Origin of the sequence: Burkholderia sp. HMSC10F09 (assembly GCF_001806955.1) — a bacterium.
In the GTDB taxonomy this organism is placed as follows: domain Bacteria; phylum Pseudomonadota; class Gammaproteobacteria; order Burkholderiales; family Burkholderiaceae; genus Burkholderia; species Burkholderia multivorans.
This window is the reverse complement of record NZ_KV786922.1, coordinates 11,603-28,418: the sequence shown is the minus strand read 5'-3', so window position 1 is coordinate 28,418 and position 16,816 is coordinate 11,603. Positions and strand designations below refer to the sequence as shown.

20 protein-coding genes and 2 pseudogenes are annotated in these 16,816 nt (G+C 67.6%); 7 read left to right on the top strand and 15 right to left on the bottom strand.

Features of this window, described 5'->3' with window-relative positions; all coding sequences use genetic code 11:
* Positions 1–26 precede the first annotated feature (26 nt).
* On the bottom strand, positions 27–872 hold the full coding sequence (locus tag HMPREF3115_RS26965; RefSeq protein ID WP_070556863.1) for a carbon-nitrogen hydrolase family protein: 846 nt from the start codon (positions 870–872) through the stop codon (positions 27–29).
* 173 nt (positions 873–1,045) lie between these two features.
* On the opposite strand from HMPREF3115_RS26965, the gene HMPREF3115_RS26960 reads away from it, so the two are divergent.
* The 6 genes and pseudogenes from HMPREF3115_RS26960 (at position 1,046) to HMPREF3115_RS26940 (ending at position 4,022) form a co-directional block, all read left to right on the top strand.
* The gene (locus tag HMPREF3115_RS26960) at positions 1,046–1,864 is read left to right on the top strand and encodes a helix-turn-helix transcriptional regulator (RefSeq protein WP_070556861.1); all 819 of its coding nucleotides are present in this window, start codon (positions 1,046–1,048) and stop codon (positions 1,862–1,864) included.
* A complete protein-coding gene (locus tag HMPREF3115_RS30420; protein ID WP_227747611.1) occupies positions 1,861–2,088 on the top strand; it encodes a hypothetical protein in 228 nt (75 codons plus the stop codon). The genes HMPREF3115_RS26960 and HMPREF3115_RS30420 overlap by 4 nt, the downstream gene beginning before the upstream one ends.
* 208 nt (positions 2,089–2,296) lie before the next feature.
* Positions 2,297–2,545, top strand: a pseudogene (locus HMPREF3115_RS32925) (RidA family protein); the annotation flags it as partial.
* Between the two features lie 275 nt (positions 2,546–2,820).
* On the top strand, positions 2,821–3,240 hold the full coding sequence (locus HMPREF3115_RS26950) for an organic hydroperoxide resistance protein (RefSeq protein ID WP_070556859.1): 420 nt from the start codon (positions 2,821–2,823) through the stop codon (positions 3,238–3,240).
* A 59-nt stretch (positions 3,241–3,299) separates the two neighbouring features.
* The gene (locus HMPREF3115_RS26945) at positions 3,300–3,629 is read left to right on the top strand and encodes a DUF4148 domain-containing protein (protein WP_069220203.1); all 330 of its coding nucleotides are present in this window, start codon (positions 3,300–3,302) and stop codon (positions 3,627–3,629) included.
* A 60-nt stretch (positions 3,630–3,689) separates the two neighbouring features.
* Positions 3,690–4,022: a DUF4148 domain-containing protein gene (locus HMPREF3115_RS26940; protein WP_070556856.1), complete on the top strand. Its 333-nt coding sequence runs from the start codon at positions 3,690–3,692 to the stop codon at positions 4,020–4,022.
* A gap of 312 nt (positions 4,023–4,334) precedes the next feature.
* On the opposite strand, the gene HMPREF3115_RS26935 is transcribed toward HMPREF3115_RS26940, so the two are convergent.
* The 5 genes and pseudogenes from HMPREF3115_RS26935 to HMPREF3115_RS26920 form a co-directional block, all read right to left on the bottom strand.
* Positions 4,335–4,790: a MarR family winged helix-turn-helix transcriptional regulator gene (locus tag HMPREF3115_RS26935; protein WP_006404787.1), complete on the bottom strand. Its 456-nt coding sequence runs from the start codon at positions 4,788–4,790 to the stop codon at positions 4,335–4,337.
* A gap of 132 nt (positions 4,791–4,922) precedes the next feature.
* Positions 4,923–5,069, bottom strand: coding sequence for a hypothetical protein (locus tag HMPREF3115_RS31825; protein WP_006404788.1), 147 nt, complete (start codon positions 5,067–5,069; stop codon positions 4,923–4,925).
* Complete coding sequence (locus HMPREF3115_RS26930; protein ID WP_070556855.1) at positions 5,066–5,437, bottom strand: GFA family protein; 372 nt, start codon at positions 5,435–5,437, stop codon at positions 5,066–5,068. The genes HMPREF3115_RS31825 and HMPREF3115_RS26930 overlap by 4 nt, the downstream gene beginning before the upstream one ends.
* Positions 5,438–5,565: 128 nt before the next feature.
* Positions 5,566–6,666 (bottom strand): NAD(P)H-dependent flavin oxidoreductase, encoded by a 1,101-nt coding sequence (locus HMPREF3115_RS26925; protein WP_070556852.1) that lies wholly within the window; start codon positions 6,664–6,666, stop codon positions 5,566–5,568.
* 111 nt (positions 6,667–6,777) lie between these two features.
* Positions 6,778–7,083 (bottom strand): annotated as a pseudogene (locus HMPREF3115_RS26920) (LysR family transcriptional regulator); the annotation flags it as partial.
* 291 nt (positions 7,084–7,374) lie between these two features.
* On the opposite strand from HMPREF3115_RS26920, the gene HMPREF3115_RS26915 reads away from it, so the two are divergent.
* The gene (locus HMPREF3115_RS26915) at positions 7,375–8,832 is read left to right on the top strand and encodes an MFS transporter (RefSeq protein WP_070556884.1); all 1,458 of its coding nucleotides are present in this window, start codon (positions 7,375–7,377) and stop codon (positions 8,830–8,832) included.
* 54 nt (positions 8,833–8,886) lie between these two features.
* On the opposite strand, the gene HMPREF3115_RS26910 is transcribed toward HMPREF3115_RS26915, so the two are convergent.
* The 9 genes from HMPREF3115_RS26910 to HMPREF3115_RS32920 all read right to left on the bottom strand — a co-directional run.
* A complete protein-coding gene (locus HMPREF3115_RS26910) occupies positions 8,887–9,780 on the bottom strand; it encodes a LysR substrate-binding domain-containing protein (RefSeq protein ID WP_006400046.1) in 894 nt (297 codons plus the stop codon).
* Between the two features lie 223 nt (positions 9,781–10,003).
* Entirely contained in the window at positions 10,004–10,387 is a 384-nt protein-coding gene (locus HMPREF3115_RS26905; protein ID WP_006404794.1) for a VOC family protein, read from the bottom strand.
* Positions 10,384–11,361 (bottom strand): hydroxymethylglutaryl-CoA lyase, encoded by a 978-nt coding sequence (locus tag HMPREF3115_RS26900; RefSeq protein WP_070556848.1) that lies wholly within the window; start codon positions 11,359–11,361, stop codon positions 10,384–10,386. The genes HMPREF3115_RS26905 and HMPREF3115_RS26900 overlap by 4 nt, the downstream gene beginning before the upstream one ends.
* Before the next feature lie 12 nt (positions 11,362–11,373).
* Complete coding sequence (locus tag HMPREF3115_RS26895; RefSeq protein WP_070556846.1) at positions 11,374–12,564, bottom strand: CaiB/BaiF CoA transferase family protein; 1,191 nt, start codon at positions 12,562–12,564, stop codon at positions 11,374–11,376.
* 420 nt (positions 12,565–12,984) lie between these two features.
* Entirely contained in the window at positions 12,985–13,197 is a 213-nt protein-coding gene (locus HMPREF3115_RS26885; protein ID WP_006414192.1) for a hypothetical protein, read from the bottom strand.
* Between the two features lie 615 nt (positions 13,198–13,812).
* Entirely contained in the window at positions 13,813–14,253 is a 441-nt protein-coding gene (locus HMPREF3115_RS26880; protein ID WP_006414202.1) for a hypothetical protein, read from the bottom strand.
* Between the two features lie 151 nt (positions 14,254–14,404).
* On the bottom strand, positions 14,405–15,328 hold the full coding sequence (locus HMPREF3115_RS26875) for an ABC transporter permease (RefSeq protein WP_070556842.1): 924 nt from the start codon (positions 15,326–15,328) through the stop codon (positions 14,405–14,407).
* The gene (locus HMPREF3115_RS26870; RefSeq protein WP_070556839.1) at positions 15,328–16,200 is read right to left on the bottom strand and encodes an ABC transporter permease; all 873 of its coding nucleotides are present in this window, start codon (positions 16,198–16,200) and stop codon (positions 15,328–15,330) included. Before HMPREF3115_RS26870 ends, HMPREF3115_RS26875 begins: the two co-directional genes overlap by 1 nt.
* 61 nt (positions 16,201–16,261) lie before the next feature.
* On the bottom strand, positions 16,262–16,816 hold a 555-nt coding region (locus HMPREF3115_RS32920; protein ID WP_256276444.1), incomplete at its 5' end, for a TOBE domain-containing protein.

Genomic DNA, 16,816 nt, shown 5'->3' with positions numbered 1-16,816 from the left:
GTGAATGGACCGAGATCGGGACCGCGTCAGCCGACGCGCTGTCGAGGCGTTTCGATTGCGAGCGCGCGCCGGCCGTCCGGCTGTTCGATCGGTACGAGGCCGAGCGGCACGCGTGCGTCGTGCAGATAGTTGTAGTGCTCGCGGCTTGCTTCGAGACGCGTCGGATCGATGCGCGTGCGCGCGATCGCCTCCTCGCGACCCAGTTCGAGCACCGTGTCGCCGAACGGATCGACGAGCGCGGACAGGCCGGCGAACGTCAGATCGTCGTCGCCGGTGCCGCAACGGTTCACCATCAACGCGAACATCTGGTTCTCCATCGCGCGCGCCGCGATCGCACGACGATGCACGGGACCGAACGGGTCCATGTTGCCGTTCGTGACGATGAGCAGATCGGCATCGAGCGAGCCGATCGCGCGCGCGGTTTCAGGGAATTCGATGTCGTAGCAGATCAGCACGCCGACCGTCAGGCCGTTCCAGCGGCAGGTCGCGAAGCGGTCGCCCGGCGCGAACACGCCGACGTCGGACGCCCACAGATGCGTCTTGCGGTAGCGCAGCGCGATGTCGCCCTGCTCGTCGACGAGCACCGTCGTGTTGTAGAACCGGTCGCCGTCGCGCTCCGCCAGGCCGACCGCGACGGCGACGCCCTTTTGCCGCGCCGCGTCGCGCACCGCGGACAATGCGCGGCCCTCGAGCGGCTGCGCGACGTCGGCGACGTTCTCGCGCGTCGGAAAACCCGACAGCGTCGTTTCCGGAAACACGATCAGCTTCGTGCCGCCTGCCACGTCGACGCGCGCGATCGCGTCGATGACCTTGTGCGTGTTGTGCGCGACGTCGCCGTCGATCAGCGATAGTTGCGCGAGTTCCACCTGCATGAAACCGTCTCCTTCCAATTGCCTTTCATCTGTGCCGCACGCATTGCGCGCCGCGCGGCACTTCGCGAACCGGAACGGCGCCCGTGCGGCCGCCGTTCGAACCGGTGTCGATTATCGGGGTATTATTTTTGGCTCGAAATTCCCCGCCAGGGTTACCCTCACCGGAGCACACGATGGACTTCGAATGGCGAGATCTCGCCTTTCATCGGGAGATCGGCTCGGCCATCGATGCGCTCGATGGCCCGCACTTCTGGGCACGGCTCACGCGCGTGCTCGAGCGTCACGTCGGTTTCGACAACTGGGTCGCGCTCTGTTTCGCGCGCGATGCCGCGCCGCTCGTGCTCGCCGAGCAGGCCATGCCGGACGGCAAGATCGACGTGATGTTCCAGGACTATCTGGCCGCGCTCTATCAGCTCGATCCGTTCTACCTCGCGGCATTCGAAATGCAGGCATCGGGTTTCTACACGCTGGCCGACGTCGCGCCGGACAACTTCCGGATGACCGAGTACTACCAGCGCTATTTCAAGAAAAACATTGTCGGCGACGAAGTGCATTTCAACGTCGTGATCGATCGCGACCACACGCTCGGTTTTTCGCTCGGCAAGACCCGTAAATACGACGAACGCGAAATTGCGCTGCTGACGCTGTACTCGCCGTGGGTGCTGTCGCTAATGCAGCAGCGGCTGCATTTCGAGAAATTCGCGACGAAAGCGGCGCCCCGCCCTGCTGACGGCGACGCGCCCGACCCGCATGCGCGCTTCGGGCTGCTGACCGGCAAGAGCGGACGGGGCGCGCTGACGACGCGCGAGATCGAAGTCGCGATGCTGTCGTTGAGCGGGTTTTCGTCGCGCGCGATCGGCGAAAAATTGTCGATCTCGTTCGAAACCGTGCGCGCGCACAAGAAGCACATCTACGCGAAGCTCGGCATCAGCTCCCAGTCAGAACTGTTCGCGATGTTCTACGACGCCGGAAAGGCGAACGAGCCGGCGTGATTCGCGACGCGCAGGCGAGCGCAATCGACGATGTTGTCGCCCTTCCCTGTTCCGGTTTCGTTCCTGCTCACCATCGAAACAGGATGCCGGACGACGTGAGACGCGTTTTCGAAATCGCCAGTTTTGGATTTCAATATGGCTATTGTGATAAGAAAAGTTATCCCGACGAGCGCCAAGTTTTTATCAAACCGACCGTCTCGCCGGCGGCAAACTGCCATGCCTGAACGCGGCACTTCCGCCCTCGCCGTCCCGTCGTTTGTGCCGCCATACGCCCGCACCGCGCGCATCGCCCTTTGCTGCTGCGACGCAAGACTGTTGCGCCACCGTGGGTGTTCGAACTCGCCTCGGCCGCGCCTACAGGTTCGCCCATCGGCGTTCGATCCGGTCGGCATCGAAGCCTCTGACCTTTACGGGTGGCGCCGGCGATGCGATGCGCTGAACGTGCTCGCGCAAATTCGCCGACACTTCAGCGGCTTCGACCGGCTGCGCCACGTCGTTCGCGTCGACGGGCGCGTCGCATCGGCCGACGGCTTCCTCGGGCAACCGGCCGTCGTCGACGGCGCGTCCCACCTGTTCGCGACGGTGCTTCCCGACAAGGCCGGCCACGCGAGCTCGGCGTTTTCGCAACGCCAGTTGCCGGCCGATACGGCCGTGATTCTCGTCGTGATCGCCGACATTCGTCATACATGGGCTCGCCCGGCCCGCTCGGCGCCGATGTCCCTGCGCCGCCCCCGCTTTTCCATATCGAACCGTGTCCGGCCGCGGCGGATCGCGGCACCGTCCGATCGCCCGAGACCGTTCCCGCACAAGGCGTAGCCGGTTTTCGATACATTGAAATACAAAACATCGCATGCGATTTAATCGAGCGCGCTTGACATTGCGCGATCCGTCGACGAAACTCCATCGCATGCGATCGAATCGCATCTGAACAAAACCTTCCACTGACGGAGCAAACCATGAGCAAGATCGACAAAGTGCTGTACACGGGCAAGACGCACACGACTTCCGGCGGCCGCGACGGTAGCGCGCGGAGTTCCGACGGCCGGCTGGACATCCGCCTGTCGTCGCCGGGCAGCGCGGGCGACGGCACGAATCCCGAGCAGTTGTTCGCGGCCGGCTGGTCCGCATGCTTCATCGGCGCGATGCAGCTCGCCGCGCGTGCCGCGAAGGTGACGCTGCCCGCCGATCTGTCGGTCGACGCGGAAGTCGATCTCGGGATGGGCGACAACGCGTACTTTCTGCAGGCGCGGCTGAACGTCAGCGCGCCGGGCCTCGATCGCGACGTCGTACAGCAGATCGTCGATACCGCGCACCAGACCTGCCCGTATTCGAAGGCGACGCGCGGCAACATCGACGTCGAAATCCGCATCGTCTGACTCATGCATCGGGCGGCAGCACGCCGCTCCGCCGAATTCCCGATCTTCTACCGAGGTGAATGATGAAAACCCGACTGATTGCCACCCTGCTCGTCGTCGCGTCCGCTGCCGTTGCCGCGCCGGCCTTTGCGAATCCCTCCACCGTCACGCGTGCGCAGGTACGTGCCGAACTCGCACAACTCGAAAAGACCGGCTACGCGGTCAACCGTGCCAGCGACGCGACTTATCCGGACACGGTCCAGGCGGCACTTTCGCAGCTTCATGCGGACGATGCGATCGCCGGCGCCGCGTCGCGCACCGCGTACGGCAGCGACGGCAACGCCGCGACGCAGTCCGGCCGCCGTGCGGCGGTCCGTGTCGCCGAGCGCTCCGTCTATTTCGGTCATTGAGCGCCGCTTCGCCGCCATACCTGAAGAAGTCTTGAATCCTTTCTCTTTCTATCGAGGTCGATGATGAAAACACAGTTGATCGCCGCTCTTCTCGTTGCCGTGTCCGCCGCGCTCGCCGCACCGGCGTTTGCCTCCGATGGTGCTACTGTCACGCGCGCACAACTGCGTGCCGAACTGGCCGCGCTCCAGCAAGCCGGCTACCAGCCGAACCGGCCGAACGATCCGAACTATCCGGACAATCTGCAGGCCGCGCTGAAGCGCGTTCACGACAGCGGCATCGCCGTCGCGGACACGCAGGCGTCCGGCTACGGCCGCGAGGCCGACGCCGCGACGCAGTCCGGCAGCCGCCGCGCCGTTCGTACGGTCGAGCGCTCGGTCTACTTCGGGCATTGAGCGGCGCGGCGAAACCGCTGCCGTCCGCCGACATATAAAGCGCATGCGATGTAATCGCGTGCGCTTTTTCTTTGGAGGCGACACATGACGGCAAAAGCGAGTGCGAACGTGACTGTGCCGACGACGTTGTCGGCGTTTGCAGGCGATGCACATCGCCGAGATTCAAGACGGATAAGCCTGCGAATGCTTCGCGCACTCGACGGAATGGCGCGCCGCGACGCGTAGGCTAAGCGCGCATGAACGGGTAAAGCAAGAAACGCGGGGAAGTAAGAAACGGGCCGGCTCGCATTCGCTTCGCCGGCCCGACGTCGGCTAGTCTTCGATCGAATCGATCAGATTGCCGCGCAACGTGACGATTGCCTTTTGCATTTTCGCGAATTCATCGGGCTTCAAGCCGGTTGCCTCGACGAGGTTCATGCCGAGCCCCTTTTCGCGCACGCGGCGGCCGCTCTTGGTGAGGCTCACGCGCACCTGGCGCTCGTCCGACGGATCGCGGTGGCGTTCCAGATAACCCATCGCCTCGAGCTTCTTCAGGATCGGCGTCAGCGTGTTCGATTCGAGGAACAGCTTCTCGCCGAGCTGGCCGACCGTCAGGCTGCCCTCCTCCCACAACGCGATGATCGTGATGTATTGCGTATAAGTGAGACCGAGCTCCTCGAGGATCGGCTTGTACGCCTTGCCGAACGCGAGGTTCGTCGAATAGATCGCAAAACAGAGGAATTCGGACAGCTTCGGCGTGGCCGGCGCTTGCGCATCGTTCGGTTTCATCGGCGTTCTCCTTCGACGCGGAAACGGTCGCAGATACGCGCATTATATATCGCATGCGATCGTATCGGAAGCAGGAGAATCGTTCGCGATCGACGATGGCGCGCGGCCCGCGCGGCGAAGCGGCGCGCGAGCTCAGATGCGCGTTGCGTCGTCCCGGCGCCGGCGGTCGCCGACCGACGACAGTCGCCCGACGGACAGCAGCGAGCATTGCACCGGATGCGCGATTTCGGTCGCGAGCCCGCCCGCGGCGAACAGCAGGATCGTCAGCCAGCGTTTCATGCGTCCTCCACGACGGACAGGCTCGCACCGTTGGCGATCGTGGCGTCGAGCGCATACGGATCGATGCCGTCGATGCAGCCGAGATTGACGCGCCAGCACGCGGGATCCATGCGCGTCTGGTGGAATGGATAGACGCCGCAGCGGCTGCAGAAATAGTGACGCGCCGTGCCGGTGTTGAAGCGATACGTGCTCAGCATGCGCTCGCCCTCGACGATCTTCAGATCGCGCCCGTCGAACATCCGGCTCATCAGCGCGCCGCGCCGGCGGCACAGGCTGCAATTGCAGCGCACCGCCGGTGTGAGGGCAGCTTTCACTTCGAAGCGGACGGCCCCGCAATGGCAGGATCTGCTGAACCAGGTGGCAGACATCGCGTGCTCCGGAAAAGGCGATATCTGCGTTATAGCGAAGGCGCGCAACGGCTGCGTATCGCACTGTATCCGCGTTGCGCGCGGATACATGACGTTGCAATCCCGCGGCCGCCGCCGAGTAGATGCGCTCAGTCGAGCGCGTGCTGCAGTCGCGCGATCGCGGCGCGCGTCTCGCGCTCGAGCGTCGCGAACAGCTCGGCGGCGGGCAGCGAGCGGACGAGCGGTGCGGCCTGCCCGGCCCACTGCGCGCCGTAGCCGAATTCGCCCTTCGCCTTCGCTGCCGCGTGCAGCGCTTTACCGGCGTCGTAGGCAATCGGATAGGCGGGCGTGACCGGCGCGCGCGGATCGTCGCCGAGCGCGGTGAACCGGTTCGCAATGCCGCGCGCGACGCGACCGGAAATGGCCGCGGTGAACGTCGTGTGCCGCGTCGCGTCGCTGAGGATCGCGCGGCGATAGCCGTCGTCGATCGAGGTTTCGGGGCACGCGACGAACGCGGTGCCGAGCTGTGCGGCCTGTGCGCCGAGCGCGAGCGCCGCGGCGATCCCCTCGCCGTCCATGATGCCGCCCGCCGCGATCACGGGCAGCGCGCATTCGCGCACGAGCAGTCGCGTGAGCGCGAACGTGCCGAGCCGGTCGTCGCGCGCAGCCGGATCGAACACGCCGCGATGGCCGCCGGCCTCGACGCCCTGCGCGACGATCGCGTCGATGCCGCCGTCGGCGATCTGCCGCGCTTCGTCGAGATTCGTCGCGGACGCGAACAGCGTGACGCCGGCGCGCTTGAGCGCCGCGATCACGTCGGCGGACGGCAGCCCGAAATGGAAGCTGACGACGGCCGGCTTTTCTTCGAGGAGCATCGCCTGCATCGCGGGATCGGCGATGAAGCTCGTATAGATCTCCGACAGCGACGCCGGCGGCGTCGCGCCGTATTGGCGAAACGCCGGCGCGAGCCAGTCGAGCCACGCGCGTTCGATCGCCGCATCGGCGCGCGCGGGCTGGTGACAGAACACGTTGATGTTGAACGGCCGGTCGGTGAGCGCGCGCGTGTCGCGGATCATCTTGCGCGCGCCGTCCGCATTCGTCGCGCCGACGCCGAGCGAGCCGAGCCCGCCCGCGTTCGACACCGCGGCTGCGAGCGCCGGCGTGCTGACGCCGGCCATCGGCGCCTGGATGATCGGCACGCGGATGCCGAGCTGGCGCAGCAGCGCGCGGTTATCGGTCGATGCGTTCATGTCGTTGCCTCCTGTATCGCGATCGAAAGGTCGGTCGAATCGGGCGCCGGTGCGGGCACGCGCGCTGCGTCGCTGCGCCATCCTACGTCACGGGCAGGCGAGCGCGCTATCGGCGGCGACCGGCGCGGTGACCGTCAGCATCCCGCGCGGCGCAGCGCGTTCGCCGGCCACCGGCATGTCGGCTTCCTCGAAATCCGCAAGGAAGCGACGGCACGCGGCCGCGTGGCGCTCGCCGGCTTCATCGAGCGGGATGGTGCGCGTCGTCCGGTAGAGCCGCGCGGTGCCGGTGTGGGCCCCGAGAAACGCGATCGCGCGACGGCACGCGGCCGGCGAACGGCCGAGCCGCCGTCCGGCGCCCGCGAGGCTGCGCTCGGCGAGCGTGACGACGAACACCTCCATCGCATCGATCCGGTTTATGGCACTCGGAAGATCGCGCGCGGCGAGAAACGGGCATGCAGGCTGTCTATACCGTAGCCCCGTGCGCGCCCGCGCAGGGAACCCTTTCTGCACGGGAAAGGACGCTTGAGACATCCTCAATTATCGGCAGCCGCAAATTCGCGGAGCATGTGTCGGACGATCGGCGCAGCCCGCGCATCCGGCCCTCGCGGCGCGGCGCGGGACTGACGCGATTTGCATGGCCGGCGCGCCGTTGTGCCGGCCCTCGCCGACCGGGCGCGATGCCCGGCGGTTCCAACAATCGGAGACATGATGACCAGCCCTTCCCTCGATCTCGGCGGCCGCGCGGCGCCGCCCGCACCTGCCTCGCCGCCTGCCGCCCGCTCCGCCGCCGAGCCGGCGCCCGTTTCCGCACGCGACGCCACGCTCGGCGCTTTCATGGACGACCTGCCGGTCGGCGCGCTGCACCGGTTCGTCGTCTGGGTGATCGGAATCGGCCTGTTCTTCGACATGTACGAGATCTTTCTCGTCAGCACGATCGGCTCCGCGCTGCAAAGCGAATTCGGGCTGAACCGCGAGAGCGCCGACTTCAAGCTGCTGCTCGCCTCGGCGTTCATCGGGATGTTCGTCGGCGCGCTATGTCTCGGCAGTGTCGCGGACCGCATCGGGCGTCGTCGCGCGTTCCTGCTGACGCTCGTCTGGTACAGCGCGTTCTCGCTGATCGGGGCGTTCTCCGTGAACGCCGACATGCTCGTCGCGTGCCGGCTCCTGACCGGCATCGGCGTCGGCGCGATCTATCCGGTCGCGGACAGCTACCTGTCCGAGATCCTGCCGAAGGACAAGCGCGGACGGCTCGCGGCGTGGGCGTACACGACGTCGTACGTTGCAGTGCCGCTCGTCGGCTTTCTCGCGCTGTGGCTCAACCCGTTGCATGTCGGCAGCGTGGCCGGCTGGCGAATCATTCTGGCGATCGGCAGCCTCGGTGCGGTGTACGTGCTGTTCGTGCGGCACCGGTTGCCGGAAAGCCCGCGCTGGCTGCTCGCGCAGGGGCGCGACGACGAAGCATATGCGACGCTACGGCGCTTCGCGGACAGCGCCGGCGTACGGATGCCCGAACGTTTCGCGCCACCCGTCGAACCGCAGCGCCCGCTCGCGCTCGGCGAGCGCCTCGCGTTGCTGCGCCGCCGGCCGTACGGCGCGCGCTACGCGATGCTCGTGATCTTTCATCTATTCCAGGGCTTCGGCTACTACGGTTTCGGCACGCTTGCGGGCGTCGTCGTCAAAAGCCGCGGCTTCGACGTGACGGACAGCACGCTGTTCCTTGCGCTGTCGTTTCTCGGCTATCCGCTCGGCTCGCTGCTGTCGATTCCGTTGCTCCATCGCATCGAGCGCCGCACGCTCGTGATCGCGTCGATCCTGTCGATCGCCGCGTTCGGGCTCTGTTTCGCGTATTCGAACCATACGGTGCTGATCGTCTGTTTCGGCGTGTTGACGACCTGCGCGTCGAACGTGTTCAGCAACGCGTATCACGTCTATCAGGCCGAGATCTTTCCGGCGCGCGTGCGTTCGACCGCGATCGGCAGCACGTACGCGCTGTCGCGCATCGTCAGCGGCGCGCTGCCGTTCGTGCTGCTGCCGGTGCTCGTGCGCGGCGGCGCGGGCGCGATGTTCGGCACGATCTCGGTCGCGCTCGCGATCGTCGCGATCACGTTGCGCGTGCTCGGGCCGCTGACCACGCGCCGTAGCCAGGACGAGATCAATCCGGTGTGACGAATCGGGTGCGTCGCGCGTCGCGCGCCGCCCGGCCGTTTGCGTGTCGGCGCCTCAGCGTGCCGACATGAAGTCGAACAGCTTCGCGATGTCCGAGGTCAGCGCCGCACCGGCCTTCACGCCGACCCACAGCGTGCGCGTGGCCCACGCATCCTCGAGCGTCACGACGCCGAGCCGCGCCGCGCGCTCGCCCGTCACGGCGTCGCGCGGCAGCACGCCGATCCCGAGCCCGGCCTCGATCATCCGGCTCACACCGTCGAAATTCGATACCTGGATCCGCAGCTTCAGCGACCGCTCGGCCGCGAACGCCGCATCGGTCATTCGCGCGAGCAGCGAGCTGCCGTCGCTGAGCCCGACGTAATCCTCGTCGAGCGTCTCGGCGAAGCGGATCCGCTCGCGCGTCGCGAAGCGATGGCCGCGCGGCACCAGCAGCACGAGTTCGTCGCGCCGATACACGCGGCGCTCGATGCCGGGCGCCGGCACGTTGTCCGCGAACACGCCGAGGTCGGCCTGCCCGGCCGCGAGCGCATCGACGATTTCGTGGCTGAGCCGCTCCGCGAGGCTGATCCGGATGCCGGGGTTGTCGGTCAGAAACGCGGCGAGATCGGCGGGCAGGAACTGGACGATCGCCGACGTGTTCGTCCACACATGGATGTGTCCGCGCACGCCGGCGGCGTAGTCGCTCATCTCGTGCGCCATCCGGTTCACCTGTTCGAGAATCTTCGCCGCATGATCGAGCAGCGCACGGCCCGCGGGCGTCAGCTCGACGCCGCGCGCATGCCGGACGAACAGCGCGCTGCCCGTCACGCTCTCGAGTTCCGCGATGCGTTTGCTGACGGCCGACAGCGTGAGCTGCCCGTGCTCGGCGGCCTTGGTGAGACTGCCGTGCTCGGCGACGAGCGCGAATACGCGCAACGACTGCAGATCGAAATGAAGCGGGTTCACCATGAGCGGGTCCTGGAAAGCCTGAGGAGAAAGCCGCGCCCGTGCCGGTAGGGTATGCGCGGGCGCGCGTCGGCCTGACGCCGATCATACGCGCACGCATGCGTCGGCGGGCCGCGGGCGGCGGCGGGATCGGCAGGTTGACAGTCGGCGCGGCCGTGCGCGAGCCGGCGCGCCGCACGTGCGAGACGGCGCTGCCGCGCCGGTTGGCTCGGCAAGATCGGTTCGTTCAGATCGGCTCGGCGATCTCGATCAGGTTCAGATCGGGATCGCGCACGTAGACGGAACGGATCCGCTGCGTCGCGCCCGTGCGCTCGACGGGCCCTTCGACGATCGGCCAGCCGACGCGTGCGAGGTGCGCGATCACGTCGTCGAGCGGCACGGCCGCGATCAGACACAGATCGAGCGCGCCCGGCACCGGCAGGTGCGCCTTCGGCTCGAACTCCGCGCCACGCACGTGGAGGTTGATCTTCTGGTTGCCGAAGCGGAACGCGATGCGGCCCGCGCCGAACGTTTCGAGCCGCATCTGCAGCACGTCGACATAGAACTGCCGCGTGCGCTCGGGATCGACGCAGGTCAGCACGAGATGGTCGATGCGATCGATCAGCGTCATGTGCGTGCTCCATCGAGGACAACGCGCGGCGCTGCGATCGCTTCGGCCGGCGGACGATGCAGGTCCGAGCGGCGCCCGGCTTTCAGCAACTGGCTCGGCACGTCGTGACCGATCAGCGCGGGCAATCGTGCGGCCGCGGCGAGCACGGCCGCGAGATCGACGCCGGTGTCGTAGCCGTCGAGCTCGAGCATGTGCACGAGCTCCTCGGTGCATGCGTTGCCGGTCGCGCCCGGTGCGTACGGGCAGCCGCCGAGGCCGCCGAGCGACGCGTCGAAGCGGTCGATGCCGGCGTCGAGCGCCGCGAGCGTGTTCGCGAGCGCCATTCCGCGCGTATTGTGAAAGTGCAGCGTCAGCGGCAGCGCACCGAAGCGCGCGCGTGCGCGTTCGCAGAGGTCGCGCACCTGCGACGGAAACGCCATGCCGGTCGTGTCGCAGAGCGTGAAGCCGTGCACGCCGAGATCGGCGAATCGCTGCATCCAGGCGAGCACCGTTTCGGCGGGCACGTCGCCTTCCATCGGGCACCCCATCGCGGTGGACAGCGACACGTTGATCGCGATGCCCGTGCCGCGCACCGCCTCGATCACCTCGCGCAGTTGCGCGAACGACTGCTCGCGCGTCATCCGCAGGTTCGCGCGGTTGTGGCTGTCGCTCGCCGACATCACGAGGTTCACCTCGTCGACGCCGCACGACAGCGCGCGCTCCGCGCCGCGCACGTTCGGCACGAGCGCGGTGTAGACGACGCCCGGCGCACGCGCGATGCCGTGCATCACGGCCTCCGCGTCGCGCAGCGCGGGGATCGCCTTCGGCGACGTGAACGACGTGACTTCGATCTTCGCGTAGCCGCACGCGCTCAGCGCGTCGATCAGCGCGATCTTGGCGTCGGTGTCGACGAATGCCGCTTCGTTCTGGAGACCGTCGCGCGGCGCGACTTCGTGCAGATGGAGCCGTTTGTACCGTTGGTGTCGAGCGTTCATGTCGAGCCTCCGTCAGATCACGCCGCGAGCGCGCCAGTCGTCGCGCGTCGCCGCATCGACGCCGAGCGATTCGAGCACCGTGTCGGTATCCGCGCCGAGCGCGGGCGCGGGCCGTGCGATGCGTCCCGGCGTCGCCGCGAGCTTCGGCACGATGCCCGGCACGAGCACCGGCGTGCCGTCCGGCAGCGCATCTTCGACGATCATGTCGCGTGCACGGTAGTGCGGATCGGACGCGATGTCTGCGACGTCGTAGATGCGGCCCGACGGAATGCGCGCTTCATGGAGCGCGGCGAGCACGTCGTCGAGATCGTGCTGCGCGGTCCAGGCGCCGATCGCCGCATCGAGGCGCTCGACCTGCGCGACGCGGCCGTCGTTGTGCGCGAGCGCAGGATGCTGGCCGAGGTCGGCCCGGCCGATCAGGTCCATCAGCCGCCGGAAAATGCTGTCGCCGTTGCCGGCGATCAATGCGTACTTGCCGTCGCGGCAGCGATACGCGTTGGTTGGCGCGATGCCGGGCAGGCTGCTGCCGGACGGCTGGCGCACCGTGCCGAACACCGCGTATTCGGGCAGCAGGCTTTCCATCATGTTGAAGACCGACTCGTACAGCGCGACGTCGACGACCTGCCCGGTGCCGCCCGGACGATCGCGATGCCGCAGCGCGAGCAGCACGCCGATCACGCCGTGCAGCGCGGACAGCGAATCGCCGAGCGAGATGCCGACGCGCACCGGCGTCCGGCCCGGCTCGCCGGTCAGATGCCGCAGCCCGCCCATCGCTTCGGCGATCGCACCGAAGCCCGGCCGGTCGCGGTATGGGCCGCTCTGGCCGTAGCCCGACACGCGCAGCATTACGAGCCGCGGGTTGATCGCCGACAGCGTGTCCCAGCCGAGCCCCCACCCTTCGAGCGTGCCGGGGCGGAAATTCTCGATCAGCACGTCGGCTTCGGCGACGAGGCGGCGCACGACGTCCTGTCCTTCGGGTGTGCGCAGATCGAGCGTCACCGACGACTTGTTGCGCGACTGCACGGCCCACCATACCGACGTGCCGTCGTGCAGCAGCCGCCATTTGCGCAGCGGGTCGCCGACGCCGGGCGGCTCGATCTTGATCACGTCCGCGCCGAATTCGGCGAGCATCCGGCCGGCAAACGGCCCGGCGATCAGTTGCCCGAGTTCGAGGACGCGGATGCCGTCGAGCGGTGTTGTCATGACTGTCTCCGATCAGATGATGAGGTCCATGGCGGCGATCATGACCGCGTTTGCGCGGCGCGAAAATCGATCGATGCTCAAGCGCCCTTTCCGTTTCGGAAAGGCGTCGGCGGGCGATCGACGGTGCATTGGCAGCGGAGAGGCGCGTACTTTCCGGGGCGGAAAGCGCAGAAGCCACGATGACGTGGGAATGGACCGGCGCCGCGTGGATGCGGGGCGGTGATGTACGACGAGGGGACGGCGGCTCAGGCAGCCGCGGTCAGGCCCGCCGGGGAGCGGTTGGCGAGTCGGATGGCAAGCCGGTCGGCGAGCCTATCGACGGCCTGTTGGCGAGTCGGTTTACAGCAGCGCCGCCGGTCGCGCGAGCATCGTCACGCGACGGCGGAAGTCGGCAAAACGCGGGTTCAGTTGCGACGCCGCTCAGTAAGCGGACATCTCGACGCAAGGATCGACCTTCGACGGCGAGCAGATCGTCGAGTACTTCGCGCTTTCGCGCATCAGCGCTTCGCCTTGCTGCAGCGCGATCTTGATTTCCGGATGGCGTTCGTACGCGAGAAATGCCGAGCACACGACCGCGGACATTACGACGAGCGAGAACACGAATTTTTCGAGGGTTTGGAAACGTTCAGGCATGGTTCGACCTTTCAGCAAGGCCGACATTGTAGCGCAAGATAAGGGTTTTCCCTATATCGAATTCGTCATACCGAAGATGCGCGGGAGGCGGCCGGGCGCGATGTTCGTGCCCTTTTTCGCCGTTAAGCCGCCGTCAAGCGCCTGTCGAAAGCGATGGGACCAGTGCGGCAATCGGGCTGCGTCGGCCTCGCGTCTTGACGCAAAGCCGGAAGATGAGGAAAGCCGCCCTTTCCCTGCTCGTCGCTGCCGCTGCGATCGCGGCACCGCTCGCGTTCGTTCGGGTCGTTCGCGCAGCCGGCCAACGGGCCCGTGACGCGTGCCTAAGTGGTTGCGCAGCTGAGTCGACTCGAACTCGCCGGCTACAAGCCGTTCAAGAGCGCGTGTCCGGACGACATTCAGGCCGGCGAGGTGCGCGTCGCTGAGGCCACGGCCGTTGGCGCGGGAGCCAGACGTGTCGAGCGCTATCGCGCCGTCGCAGCCTGCGTCTGCACGTCGATGCCGCCGGGCGAATCGCGTCGAATCATGTCCAGCGGATTCGCATTGGCGCACGCCGCGCCATGCCGCTGTCGCTGCCGCTCCCGCTGTCGCCGCCAGCGTGATACGCCGAACGCTCTATCACCGCGCGGCGGCCGACGTGCCGCTCGCCCCGTTGCCGGGCCACGCGCGGCCGATCTTGTCGATCAGCGATTTGGCGGCGCCGGTCGCGATCGCGGCATCGACGCCCGAGGTCTGCCACGTGCCGTCGGCGGCCTGCACGAAGGTCAGGTTCGCGCGCGACGGCGCGTAATCGGCATTGCGCCACGTGACGACGACGTCGCACGTATAGGTCCGTTCGCCGGCCTTCCTGCAGTCGCCGTCGGGCCGCGCCGACACGACGTCGGCCGACACCGGCAGCGGCTGGCCGAATAGCGCGTTCAGGCCGCCGTGGTTCTCGGCTTCGAGCGCGCGGCGCACCGCGGCATCGACGTCCGACGATCCGGGGCCGTCGTGGATCAGGTTGCAGGCGGCCAGCAGCGTCGAGGCGCAGCCGAGGATCAGCAGCGAGTGAAACTTCATGGAGTATTCGTCGATCGGTCGATAGCGGGCGGCCTGCGAAGCCGCGCATGCGCGCGCCGCGGGGCCGGTACGCCGCGTAGTCTGCAACGTCCGCGCGACGCACGCGGTATCCATTTGTAACCGATCGTGCGGACGGCACGCGCCCGCGACGCTACTGACGCTCCTGCTTCACGCGGCTCACGAGCTGCGTCGGGCTCACGAACTGCAGCGCGATCACGACCCACACGAGCGTGATCGCCATGTAAATCATCGCCATCGCGTCGATCGACTGCGGCGCGCGCACGCCCGTCGAAAACACCGCGTAGTACAGCGCGACGACGAGCGTCTGCGTGCTCGGCCCGGCGGTGAAGAAGGTCAGCTCGAACATCCCGATCGTGCGCACGAGCACGAGCAGCCCGGCCGCGAGCATGCCCGGCACGAGCAGCGGCAGCAGCACGTAGCGGAAATAGCGCCACGTATTCGCGCCGAAGATCCGCGCGGCGGCTTCGAGGTTCGGGTCGATCTGCTCGATGAACGGCGTCATCACGAGAATCACGAACGGCAGCGCCGGCACGAGGTTCGCGAGAATCACGCCGGACAGCGTGCCCGCGAGCCCGATCTTGTACATCGCGGTCGCCATCGGAATTCCGTACGTGACGGGCGGCACCATCAGCGGCAGCAGGAACACGAGCAGCGCGAAACGCTTGCCGCGGAACTGCACGCGCGCGAGCGCATAGGCGGCCGGCACGCCGAGCGCGATCGACAGCAGCACGACCGCGCCGACGACTTCGACCGTCACCCAGAGCACGCTCGCGAGCTGGAAGTCCTCCCACGCCTTTGCGTACCAGTGCAGCGTGAAGCCCTGCGGCAGCGGCGTGCCGAACCAGCGCGTCGCGACCGAATTCACGGCCACGGTCGCGATCAGCAGCAGCACGTTCAGCAGAAAGAACGCCATCACGGCCCAGACGAGCGCATGCCATGCGCGGCCCGTCAGGCCGCCGCGCAGCGCGCGCGGCTTCGGCGTATCGGCCGGGCGAGCGTCCTGCGGCCCCTGCTTCGGCGGCCAGGCCGGTGCGGCATGATTGTCGGTCGCCATCAGCCCTTGCCTCCCGTCGCCGGACCCGAGTAGAAGAAACGGCGCGCGCCGAGCATCGAGGCGACCACCAGCAGCTGCACGAAGCCCATCACGATCGCGATCGCCGACGCGAGCGAGTAGTCGTAGTTTTCGAACGCGGCTTCGGCCGCCGCGATCGAGATCACGCGCGTCGGGCCGGCCGGCGCACCGAGCAGCACGGCCGACGGAAACACCGAGAACGCCTGCACGAACGACAGGCACGCGGCCATCGTGAGCCCCGGCACGAGCAGCGGCAGATAGATCTGGCGGAACTGCTGCCACGGATTCGCGCCGAGCGTCGCGGCCGCGCGCGCGAGCGTCGGGTCGATGCCGCTGATATACGACAGCATCAGCAGGAACGCGAACGGAAAGCCCGACACGATCAGCGACAGCAGCACGCCCCAGTAGTTGTGCGTGAGACGCACTTCGTCCGCGTACAGATGCAGTCCGTGCAGCGCCTGGGGAAACCAGCCGTTCGGCCCGAAGTACGTGAGCATCCCGTCCGCGACGAGCACGGTGCCGAGCGTGACCGGGATCACGAGCAGCGTCGTCACGAACTTCTGGTACGGCGAATTGCGGCGCAGCGCGAACGCGACGGGCACCGACACGCCGACGTTGATCAGCGTCGCCGGCACCGCGAGCTTCAGCGTGACGAGCACGGTCGGCCACAGCGCGGTATCGGTGAAGAACTGCACGTAGTTCGCGAGCATTCCGCCGCCGTTCATCGGCTCGAACGACAGCACGAGGCCGTAGGCGAACGGGTAGATGAACAGCGCGACGATGAACGCGAGCGCGGGCGTGACGAGCCACGCCTTCGCGTCGCGCGGCGCGCTGCCGGATGCAAGCGTGCTCATGCGGCCTCCCGGCCGGCGGCCCGTGCCGCGCGCGGCATGCGGACGAGCGGGCGGCACGCGGTCATGGCGCGTCTCCCGGATAGACGAGCGTGCGCGACGGCGCGACGCGCAGCGTCAGCCGTTCGCCGGGCGCGAACTCGCCCGCCACGCGCGCCCAGATCGCGCCGAACGGCGCGAGCGCGCGAATCAGCGAATCGCGGCCGCCGTATTCGACCGTCTCGACCGTTGCCTCGAACGTGTTGTCGGCGGCGGCATCCGCGCGCTCGATATCGTCGGGCCGCAGCGCGACCGCGACCGCCTTGCCGTCGAAGCCCGCCATCGGCACGCCCGCGAGACGCACGCCGGCGGCCGCGACCGTCACGTAGTCGCCGGCCATCCCTTCGAGCGTGAACGGCAGCACGTTGCGATAGCCCATGAAGCGCGCGACGTGCAGGTTGTGCGGGCGCGTATAGACCTCCTTCGGCGACGCGACCTGCTGCACGACGCCCTCCTTCATCACGACGATCCGGTCGGCCATCGACAGCGCCTCGTCCTGGTCGTGCGTCACGTAGATCGTCGCGCGCTCGAGCTGCGTGTGGATGCGGCGGATCTCCGCGCGCATCTCGATGCGCAGCTT

Coding starts and splice junctions, on each gene's coding strand:
- HMPREF3115_RS26885 (WP_006414192.1), bottom strand. CDS start 13,197: ATGCCTGAACGTTTCCAAACCCTCGAAAAATTCGTGTTCTCGCTCGTC.
- HMPREF3115_RS26950 (WP_070556859.1), top strand. CDS start 2,821: ATGAGCAAGATCGACAAAGTGCTGTACACGGGCAAGACGCACACGACT.
- HMPREF3115_RS31825 (WP_006404788.1), bottom strand. CDS start 5,069: ATGAAACGCTGGCTGACGATCCTGCTGTTCGCCGCGGGCGGGCTCGCG.
- HMPREF3115_RS26945 (WP_069220203.1), top strand. CDS start 3,300: ATGATGAAAACCCGACTGATTGCCACCCTGCTCGTCGTCGCGTCCGCT.
- HMPREF3115_RS26905 (WP_006404794.1), bottom strand. CDS start 10,387: ATGACGCTGATCGATCGCATCGACCATCTCGTGCTGACCTGCGTCGAT.
- HMPREF3115_RS26965 (WP_070556863.1), bottom strand. CDS start 872: ATGCAGGTGGAACTCGCGCAACTATCGCTGATCGACGGCGACGTCGCG.
- HMPREF3115_RS26900 (WP_070556848.1), bottom strand. CDS start 11,361: ATGAACGCTCGACACCAACGGTACAAACGGCTCCATCTGCACGAAGTC.
- HMPREF3115_RS26870 (WP_070556839.1), bottom strand. CDS start 16,200: ATGAGCACGCTTGCATCCGGCAGCGCGCCGCGCGACGCGAAGGCGTGG.
- HMPREF3115_RS26895 (WP_070556846.1), bottom strand. CDS start 12,564: ATGACAACACCGCTCGACGGCATCCGCGTCCTCGAACTCGGGCAACTG.
- HMPREF3115_RS26930 (WP_070556855.1), bottom strand. CDS start 5,437: ATGTCTGCCACCTGGTTCAGCAGATCCTGCCATTGCGGGGCCGTCCGC.
- HMPREF3115_RS26915 (WP_070556884.1), top strand. CDS start 7,375: ATGACCAGCCCTTCCCTCGATCTCGGCGGCCGCGCGGCGCCGCCCGCA.
- HMPREF3115_RS26880 (WP_006414202.1), bottom strand. CDS start 14,253: ATGAAGTTTCACTCGCTGCTGATCCTCGGCTGCGCCTCGACGCTGCTG.
- HMPREF3115_RS26875 (WP_070556842.1), bottom strand. CDS start 15,328: ATGGCGACCGACAATCATGCCGCACCGGCCTGGCCGCCGAAGCAGGGG.
- HMPREF3115_RS26935 (WP_006404787.1), bottom strand. CDS start 4,790: ATGAAACCGAACGATGCGCAAGCGCCGGCCACGCCGAAGCTGTCCGAA.
- HMPREF3115_RS26960 (WP_070556861.1), top strand. CDS start 1,046: ATGGACTTCGAATGGCGAGATCTCGCCTTTCATCGGGAGATCGGCTCG.
- HMPREF3115_RS26910 (WP_006400046.1), bottom strand. CDS start 9,780: ATGGTGAACCCGCTTCATTTCGATCTGCAGTCGTTGCGCGTATTCGCG.
- HMPREF3115_RS26925 (WP_070556852.1), bottom strand. CDS start 6,666: ATGAACGCATCGACCGATAACCGCGCGCTGCTGCGCCAGCTCGGCATC.
- HMPREF3115_RS26940 (WP_070556856.1), top strand. CDS start 3,690: ATGATGAAAACACAGTTGATCGCCGCTCTTCTCGTTGCCGTGTCCGCC.